8 protein-coding genes are annotated in these 8,765 nt (G+C 69.0%); 3 read left to right on the forward strand and 5 right to left on the reverse strand.

What is annotated here, in order from left to right; all coding sequences use genetic code 11:
• Positions 1–128: 128 nt before the first annotated feature.
• Positions 129–737: an ImuA family protein gene (locus ACFQ4E_RS20145; protein ID WP_386806332.1), complete on the reverse strand. Its 609-nt coding sequence runs from the start codon at positions 735–737 to the stop codon at positions 129–131.
• 132 nt (positions 738–869) lie between these two features.
• On the opposite strand from ACFQ4E_RS20145, the gene modA reads away from it, so the two are divergent.
• The 3 genes from modA (at position 870) to modC (ending at position 3,575) form a co-directional block, all read left to right on the forward strand.
• Positions 870–1,634: a molybdate ABC transporter substrate-binding protein gene (gene modA / locus ACFQ4E_RS20150; RefSeq protein ID WP_386806333.1), complete on the forward strand. Its 765-nt coding sequence runs from the start codon at positions 870–872 to the stop codon at positions 1,632–1,634.
• Positions 1,635–1,648: 14 nt separating this feature from the next.
• Positions 1,649–2,344, forward strand: coding sequence for a molybdate ABC transporter permease subunit (modB, locus tag ACFQ4E_RS20155; protein ID WP_386806334.1), 696 nt, complete (start codon positions 1,649–1,651; stop codon positions 2,342–2,344).
• A 145-nt stretch (positions 2,345–2,489) separates the two neighbouring features.
• Positions 2,490–3,575, forward strand: a complete 1,086-nt coding sequence (modC, locus tag ACFQ4E_RS20160; protein ID WP_386806335.1) for a molybdenum ABC transporter ATP-binding protein — start codon at positions 2,490–2,492, stop codon at positions 3,573–3,575.
• Positions 3,576–3,594: 19 nt separating this feature from the next.
• Here modC and ACFQ4E_RS20165 read toward each other — a convergent pair whose 3' ends face one another.
• The 4 genes from ACFQ4E_RS20165 to ACFQ4E_RS20180 all read right to left on the reverse strand — a co-directional run.
• Positions 3,595–5,631: an ASKHA domain-containing protein gene (locus ACFQ4E_RS20165; RefSeq protein ID WP_386806336.1), complete on the reverse strand. Its 2,037-nt coding sequence runs from the start codon at positions 5,629–5,631 to the stop codon at positions 3,595–3,597.
• 146 nt (positions 5,632–5,777) lie between these two features.
• Positions 5,778–6,926, reverse strand: coding sequence for a CaiB/BaiF CoA transferase family protein (locus ACFQ4E_RS20170; RefSeq protein WP_386806337.1), 1,149 nt, complete (start codon positions 6,924–6,926; stop codon positions 5,778–5,780).
• Between the two features lie 160 nt (positions 6,927–7,086).
• Positions 7,087–8,046 (reverse strand): agmatinase, encoded by a 960-nt coding sequence (gene speB, locus ACFQ4E_RS20175; protein ID WP_386806338.1) that lies wholly within the window; start codon positions 8,044–8,046, stop codon positions 7,087–7,089.
• Positions 8,047–8,216: 170 nt separating this feature from the next.
• Positions 8,217–8,765 (reverse strand): hypothetical protein (locus ACFQ4E_RS20180; RefSeq protein ID WP_386806339.1); only part of this gene is annotated, 549 nt, incomplete at its 5' end.

The raw sequence follows: 8,765 nt of genomic DNA on the forward strand, positions 1-8,765 counted from the left end.
CCCGGTGACCCGGTGACCCGGTGACCCGGTGACCCGGTGACCCGGTGACCCGGTGACCCGGTGACCCGGTGACTTGGGTCGAGCTGGTGGCTTGGGTCGGCGCGGATCCGGCCGGTCGATGCCCGCTCTCAGGCCGGGGCGTGTTCCGGCGCGACCGTCATCCCGGGGCCCAGCGTCCAGCTGCGGGGCGGGGCCATCCGGGCACGCAGCCGATCGAGCCGCCAGCGCGTCTCTCCCGGCGCGTGGTCGGGCTCGATCCGGAACCGGGTCTCCACCCCGGGCGCGCCGCCTTCGCGCGGGGTCAGCAGCAGCCCGGTCGGGGGCGGGCCGCCCTCTGCGGTGCCGGCCTCGGCGGCCAGGTGCAGCCGCCGCACCGGGGTGAGGGCGGGCGGCTCGGAGAGATCGGCCACCACCAGCGGCACCATGCCCGAGCGCAGGCTTTCCTCCAGGCACCAGAGCTGGTCCTCGGTCCGGGCGGGAGAGAGGAACACCAGCCGCGCGGGCGCGACCAGCGCGGCGACACCGTCGAGCCCGAGCGGATCGGTGCCCCAGCTCGGGGCGATCCAGACGACCGGCCCCTCGGTCTCGGCGGCGAGCCGCAGCGCCAGGCTCCGCCGGGCGCGGCCGCAGATCTCGTGCACGCGGCCCTGCGCGAGCGCGATGTCCGGCCCGAGCGTCAGCGCCGGACCGGTCCGGTGGGACCTGCGGGAGAGGAGGGGGGCGAGGGCGGCGGTCATGAGGGGAGTGTAGTGTGTTCGTGTTATGTTCTCAATCCCTGACCGCGCGGCACGGCACCTTCGCAGGGCTTGCGCCGCCTGGCGCCTTGAGCGCAGTCTCGCGCCCGGATGCCCTGAACCCCGATCCCGATCATGCCGCGCTTCGTCCTTGTACTTCTCCTCAGCCTTCTGTCAGGCCCGGCCCTGGCCGAGCGCATCACCGTCTTCGCGGCGGCGAGCCTCGGCGACGTGTTGGGCGCAGCGGCTGCGGCCTGGGAAGAGGAGAGCGGTCACGAGGTGACGCTCGTCCTCGCCGGAAGCTCGACGCTGGCGCGGCAACTCGCAGCGGGCGCAGAGGGCGATCTGGTGGTCCTCGCCAATGCCGAGTGGATGGCGTGGCTGGAAGCGAAAGGCGCGCTGGCACCTCCACCACCGGTGACCCTTGCCGGAAACGCGCTGGTGCTCGTGGCCCCGGGCGCGGGAGGGGCCGCCCCGATGAAGCTGACGTCGGAGACCGATCTCATGGTGCGGCTCGGACCGCAGGGACGGCTCGCCACGGCGCTGACCGCAGCGGTGCCTTCGGGCATCTACTCCGCGCAGGCGCTGAAAGCCCTCTCCCTCTGGGAGGCCCTGCAGCCACGGCTGGCCGAGACCGACAACGTGCGCGCGGCGCTGGCGCTCGTGGCGCTGGGCGAGGCACCGCTCGGGGCGGTCTACGCGACCGATGCTAGGGCCGAGCCGCGGGTGCATGTGGTCTACACCGTGCCGCCCGAGACCCACGATCCGATCCTCTATCCCGCCGCCCTCACCGCTGCCGGTCCGGCGCCTGACGCCGCGCGGGCATTTCTCGACTGGCTCTCCGGGGCGACAGGGCAGGCGGTCTTTGCCGAACACGGCTTTGTCCCGCCGCCGCGATAAGCTAGGCCAAACGCATGGAAACGCTTGGACCCGAGGCCTGGCAGGCGGTTGCCCTGTCCCTGCGCGTCGCCCTCGTGGCGACACTCGCGAGCGTGCCGCCGGGTCTCGCGGTAGCCTACCTCCTCGCGCGGCGGCGATTTCCGGGCCATGCGCTCCTGAACGGGCTGGTTCACCTGCCGCTGATCCTGCCACCGGTGGTCACGGGCTACCTCCTGCTTCTGAGCTTCGGGCGGCAGGGACCGCTCGGTGCACTCCTCTGGGACTGGTTTGGCGTGACGCTCGCTTTCCGCTGGACTGGCGCGGCGCTTGCGGCGGCGATCATGGCCTTTCCGCTCTTGGTGCGGGCGATCCGGCTGGCGCTCGAGGCGGTCGATCCCAAGCTCGAAGAGGCCGCCGCCACGCTCGGCGCGTCCCGCGCGCGGGTATTCCTGACGATCACCCTGCCACTGATCCTGCCAGGGCTGCTGGCCGGGGCGCTTCTCGGCTTCGCCAAGGCGATGGGCGAGTTCGGCGCGACCATCACCTTCGTGTCGAACATCCCCGGCGAGACCCGCACCATCGCTTCGGCGATCTACGCCTTCCTGCAGATCCCCGGAGGCGAGCGCGCGGCGCTGGCGCTCGTGGGGGTTTCGGTGGCGTTGTCGATGGGCGCGCTTCTGGTGTCGGAATGGCTTGCGCGCCGGGTCGCGCGCCGGGTGGCGGGACAATGAGCACAACCATGCCCCCCTCCGCGCCCAGATTTTTAATTAAAAATCTGGGCCTCACCATCGGGCGAGGCACCGAGCCGGCACAGGAAACACGGTCAACCACCAGATTTTTTGATAAAAATCTGGTGCGCGCAGAGGGGGTCGTCCGATGACGCTTTCGGTCGCGCTCCGCCACGATTTCCCCGACACCGCGCTCGACATCGCCTTCGAGGCGCCGTCCGGCGTGACCGTTCTCTTCGGGCGCTCGGGAGCCGGGAAAAGCTCGGTCATTCAGGCGATTGCGGGGCTACTTGCACCTGATGCGGGGCGGATCGCGCTCGGACCCCGCGTGCTTCTCGATACCGAGGCGCGCATCTGCGTTCCGGTGCATCGCCGCCGTCTTGGGCTTGTCTTCCAGGATGCGCGGCTTTTCCCGCATCTGAGCGTGCGACAGAACCTGATCTATGCGCGCCGGGGCCGCGGTCGGCTCGACGAGACCGCGGCGCTTCTGGGTCTCGAGGCGCTGCTCGACCGTCGGCCCGGCACGCTCTCGGGCGGCGAGGCGCAGCGGGTGGCCATCGGCCGGGCGCTTCTGTCGGAGCCCGAGATGCTGTTGATGGACGAGCCCCTCGCCGCGCTCGATGGCGCGCGCAAGGCCGAGATCCTGCCCTATCTCGAACGGCTCTGCGCCGAGGCCGGGGTACCGATCCTCTACGTCTCCCACAACATCGCCGAGGTCGCGCGGCTCGCGCGCCATATCGTGCTGATCGACGGGGGCCGGGTGCTCAAGGCCGGTCCGTCCGAGGCGCTGCTCTCGGACCCGGATCTCGTCCATGTGATCGGCCTGCGCGAGGCCGGTTCGGTCATGCAGGCGCGGGTCCGTGCGCAATCGGGCGACGGGTTGACCGAGCTCGAAGTGTCGGGCGGCACGCTCTGGCTGCCGCAGATCGACGCCGCGCCGGGCGTGTCGCTGCGCATCCGCATCCTCGCCCAGGACGTGCTTCTGGCCTCTCGCCGCCCCGAAGGACTGTCGGCCCTGAACGTGCTGCCCGCGACGGTGATCGCGATGCGGCGCGGCTCTGGGCCGGGGGTGGTGGCGCAGCTGCGCGTGGGCTCGGACACGCTTCTCGCCCGGGTCACGCGCCGCAGCGCCGAGGCGCTGGGGCTGGAGCCCGGCGCGCCCTGTTTCGCGGTCCTGAAATCCGTGGCCGTGTCGCCCGCCGATATCGGCCTCGCCGGACCCGAGCGGCTCTGACCGCCCGTTCCGTGCCCGGTCAGCGCCGCCGCCGTCTGCGCCCGCCGTCGCGGCTGCCCGTGGCACCGAAGGCGACATCCGGCAGGCTGACATGCTGCGTCAGATGCGGGAACGGGTCGGTCTTGTGCGGGATCGCGTTGGCGGCGACGAAATGCTCCTGGAAGCGCGGCTCGATGGCGGTCTCGACCTTGGTGATGCGCCGGACCTCGGCCTCGATGCCGCGCCGCGCGGCGCGCGAGCAGAGCGCGATGCGCGCGCCGGTTCCGGCGGCATTCCCGGCGCTCGTGACCTTGTCGAGCGCCACGTCGGGGATCATGCCCAGCACCATCGCGTGAAGGGGCGAGATATGCGCGCCAAAGGCCCCGGCCAGCACGACGCGGTCCACGGTATCGACGCCGCGCTCGTCCATCAGGAGCCGCGCACCAGCATAGAGCGCCGATTTCGCCAGCTGGATCGCGCGGATGTCGTTCTGGGTGACGGTGATGAGCGGGCCGCCTTCGGCGGTGCCGTCATGGACCACATAGGAATGGGTGCGCCCGTCGGGCACGCAGCGCTCGGACCCGGTCTGCTCGGCCGAGCCGATGAGACCGCTTTCGTCCATCAGCCCCGCGATGCGAAGCTCGGCCACGGCCTCGATGATGCCGGAGCCGCAGATGCCGGTGACGCCGGTGGTCCGCACTGCCTCGGCAAAGCCCGGCTCGTCGGACCAGAGATCCGAGCCGATCACCCGGAAGCGCGGCGCGCGGGTCTCTGGGTCGATGCGGATCGCCTCGATCGCGCCCGGCGCGGCGCGCTGGCCCGAGGAGATCTGCGCGCCCTCAAAGGCAGGCCCCGTGGGCGAGGAGCAGGCAAGAACCCGGCTGCGGTCGCCCAGGAGGATCTCGGCATTGGTACCGACATCGACGATCAGCACCAGGTCGTCGGAGAGCTGCGGCGCCTCGGAGAGCGCCACCGCGGCGGCGTCGGCGCCGACATGACCGGCGATGCAGGGCAGGAGGTAGATCTGCGCCGAGGGAGGCAGGGCTGCCAGTCCGAGCGCGCCCGCATCGGTCTCGATCTCGGACGAAGTGGCGAGCGCGAAGGGCGCCTGTCCCAGCTCGACCGGGTCGAGCCCCAAGAGCAGGTGATGCATCACCGGGTTGCAGACGAAGACGACCTCGAGGATGGTCTCGACCGCGATCCCGGCCTCGGCGGCGATCTCGGGGACCAGCGTGTCGATGGCCTCGCGTACCGCGCCGGTCATCTCGGCCGCGCCACCCTCGGTCATCATGGCGTAGGAGACCCGGCTCATAAGATCCTCGCCGAAGCGGATCTGCGGGTTCATGATCCCCGAGGAGGCGATCACCTGGCCGGTCTCGAGATCGGTCAGATGCGCGGCGATGGTCGTCGAGCCCAGGTCGATGGCGAGCCCGTAGAGGCCGCCCTCGTGCAGCCCGGGAAAGAGCGCGGTGATCACCGGCGCCGCGCCTTCGCGCGGGGTGGCGACCGCGGCGGTGACCCGCCAGTTCGCGCGCCGGAGCGTGGATTGCAGTCCGGGGCGCAGCGCGGGCGCGAGGCGGACGCCGTCGAGGCCCCAGTCGCGGGCAAGCGCGGCGGAGAGGCGTTCGAGATCGCCGGTGGGCTCGTGCATGTCGGGCTCGGCGACCTCGACGAAATGGAGCCGCGTGACCGGGTCCATGGTGATCGCGCGGGCCGAGGCGGCCTTGCGCACGACCTGGCGGTGGACCTGGCTTTCGGGCGGCACGTCGATCAGCATGTCGCCCTGGATCTGCGCCTGGCAGCCGAGCCGGCGCCCGGGCTTCAGGCCGCGCTTCTCGTCATAGCGCGCCTCGACGGCGTTCCAGTCCGACAGCGCCTCGGGGCCGACGGTGATGCCGTGCTTCTCGAACCGGCCTTGCTGCGGCGCGACCTGGCATTTCGAGCAGATGCCGCGCCCGCCGCAGACCGAATCGAGATCGACCCCGAGCCTGCGCGCGGCATCGAGCACGGTGGTGCCGCGCGCGACCCTCCCGCGCTTGCCGGAGGGCGTGAAGATCACAAGCGGTTGGTCTGACATGGACAGGGCTCCCGGCTCATCGCGCGCGCACCATAGTCGCGGCGGCGCGATTGAAAAGGGGCCTCCCGGTGACGCGCTGTCGCGCTGGCCCGGTTCGGCGCATCGCTGTGCGACGCGGGGGGAGCGTCAGAGATGTCCGAAGCGCCTCAGGCGCCGTCGAGCCAGCGCAGGATCTCGCCGCGATTGCCGTCGAGATCGGGGGCGGGTCCGCGGGTCGTGCGGTCCTCGGCATCGGAGAGCTTGATCGGGTTGCCCGCGGCCTTGAAGGCGGGCCGCCCGTTTCGGTCGAGCACGTCGACGATCATGTTGCGCGCCGCGATCTGCGGGTCCTTCAGCACCTCGCCGATATCCTGCATCCGCGCGACCGGAACCCCCGCGGCGGTCAGCTTCGCGATCCAGTGGCCGCGGGTCGCACCCAGGGTCACCGCCTCGATCAGGCGTTTGAGGAGGCGCGCATTGTCGACCCGGGCGCGGTTGGTGGCAAAGCGCGGATCGTCGGCGAGGGGCAGGTCGAGGGTCAGGCAGAGCGTCTCGAAGAGCGCGTCATTGCCCGCGGTGATGACGAAGGCGCCGTCCGAGGCCTGGAACGCGTCGGCGGGCGCGACCGCCGGGTGGCGCGCGCCGGTCGGTCCGGGCACCGTGCCGGTGGCGCTGGCCATCGCCACGGCGTGATCGAGCATCGCCACCTGGCAGTCGAGCATCGAGATATCGATCCGCCGACCCTTGCCGGTCGAGGTCCGGTCGAAGAGCGCCGCCAGAACGCCCTGGGCGAGATACATGCCCGCCGCGATATCCCCGATGGCCGCGCCTGCGCGCACCGGCGCATGCGCCGCCTCGCCGGTCAGCGACATCACGCCGCCGCGCGCCTGCACGATCACGTCATAGGCGGGTCGCTTGGCGTCGGGACCGGTCTGGCCGTAGCCCGAGACAGAGCCCAGGATCAGCGAGGGGTGGCGCTGGTTGAGCGACGCCCAGCCATAGCCCAGCCGCTCGAGCACGCCGGGGCGGAAGTTCTCCAGCAGAACGTCGGCGCGGGCGAGGAGCCGGTCGAAGGTGGCGCGGTCCGCGTCCTCTTCGAGATCGAGGGCGATCGAGGCCTTGCCGTGGTTGATCGCGGCGAAATAGGCGGATTTCTCACCCTTGAAGGGTGGGAAGGCGCGGGCGTCGTCGCCGCGCCCGGGCGGTTCGACCTTGATCACCCGGGCACCGAGATCGCCGAGCGTCTTGGCCGCGAAGGGTCCGGCCAGAACATGGGTCAGGTCGAGGACAAGTGTCCCCTTCAGGGGCTGGGTCATGGGGTCGGGACCTCTTTTGCGGGTCTGCGTCTGCTCTTGCTCCTTATGGAAGAGCTGTGCACCGCATCGCGCAACCGCTTTGGGCAGGCCCGCCCGAATCGGGTCGAATACCGTGACACGGCTGCATCTTGGCGCGGAAAGATGAGGTGACGGTTAAAGCTCAGCCGCCCAGCGAGCTGGCGTGGAAGACGAAGCCCAGAAGGTTCATCAGCACCTGCGCCGCCAGGATCGCGGTGGACCCCGTGGGATCGTAATCCGGCGCGACCTCGACGAGGTCGATCCCGACCACCTCGTGGCGCCTGGCGACAGCCTGCAGGATCTCCAAGACCTCGTAGTAGAGAAAGCCGCCATGGCTGGGCGTCCCGGTGCCCGGGGCGATCGAGGGACAGAAGGCGTCGATGTCGAGCGTGACATAGACCCGCGCGCCTGCGGGGATGCGGGCGGCTATGGCCTCGGGCGTAAGGGCGCGGGTCTGGCGGACCGACAGGATGTCCGAGCCCATCCGGCGCGCGTCCTCGTAGCCCTCGCGGGCGGTGGAGCTGACATTGCGGATGCCGAGCTGGGTGAGGCCCGTGACGTAAGGGTGCTCCGCCGCACGACGCATAGGGTTGCCATGGCCGTGCCGGACGCCGTGGCGCTCGTCGACGAAATCGAGATGCGCGTCGATCTGGAGGACATGGATCGGCCCTTCGGTGTCGAAGGCGCGTAGGCAGGGGATATTGACCGAATGATCGCCTCCGATCACCACTGGCAGGGCCTTTGCGGCGAGGGCGGCACGCACGCCCGCCTCGATGTTGCGGTGCGAGCCCTCGGTGTCGGTGTGGATGATATCGGCATCGCCCATGTCGAGAAGACGGGTCTCGGGGCCGAGATAGGTGACGTCGTCCTCGTGGTCATAGGCGCCGGCATGGCCGAAGGAGAAGAGCGTCGAGGCCTCGCGTACAGCCCGCGGCCCGAAACGCGCCCCGGCCCGCCACTGGGTGCCCGCGTCGAAGGGCGCGCCGAGGATCGCGGCATCGCAGTCGAGCGCCGACCAGTCGGGTTGATGCGGGGCCTTGGCGAAGGTGCAGATGCCGGTGAAGGGCAGGTTGAGGCGGCCTGAGGCGTAGCTGTGGGTCATGCCCGCATCTTGGCGCGGGGCGCGCGATTGGCAAGCGTGTCGCGAGGTGGCGGTGGTGGGACAGGCGAGGGGCGCTGACCGTGGCGCTCTCCGGGAATGTTTGCGCTTCTATCTGGGAGGCGCATCAGGTGGGGCTGGTTGTTATTTCGACCTTCCTGCCTGCCTTGATCCTAATAAGCGGCACCTTTAGTAACGCCAAAGAAAATCTGATGGCTCAAATCGAAAACCTCATCCTCGGCGTAATTTCCTTCTGAGAAAAGTGTAAAAACTTCAGAATTCCTGTCCCCGAAAATATCGTACCATTCTATTATGGCGTAGTAAGCGTGAATGCCAGTTTCATCACATTCTCTACGAGCGGTTACTGCAAGATTATTTTTTACGGTAACGGGCACACTTGTTTCTTGGCTGGCAGCTATTTGGAAAAATTGCGCATAACTATCCTTGTTTTTTCTCCAGACCTCTTTAAGCTCGTTTGGGGGGAGCTTCTTTTCTAGAAGTGTCATTGCAAATCTGGCAATAGTTACTTTTCCATGTCTCGCGGGGGATTGCCCTAAGTTTCTCAACTTTAGGGACAGCTCTACTAGGGGCTTGCCTTTTATGGTAACGCGCTTCCCTTTGGTTTCAATTATACTCAGGTAAGCTCTAGGCTCAGGACCCATTGATCTGAGCCGAAGGGCATGATTCACCGCACGAAAACAGAGCGGTGATATGTCTAATCT

The sequence above is a fragment of the Litorisediminicola beolgyonensis genome (genome assembly GCF_042679605.1).
GTDB lineage: Bacteria > Pseudomonadota > Alphaproteobacteria > Rhodobacterales > Rhodobacteraceae > Litorisediminicola > Litorisediminicola beolgyonensis.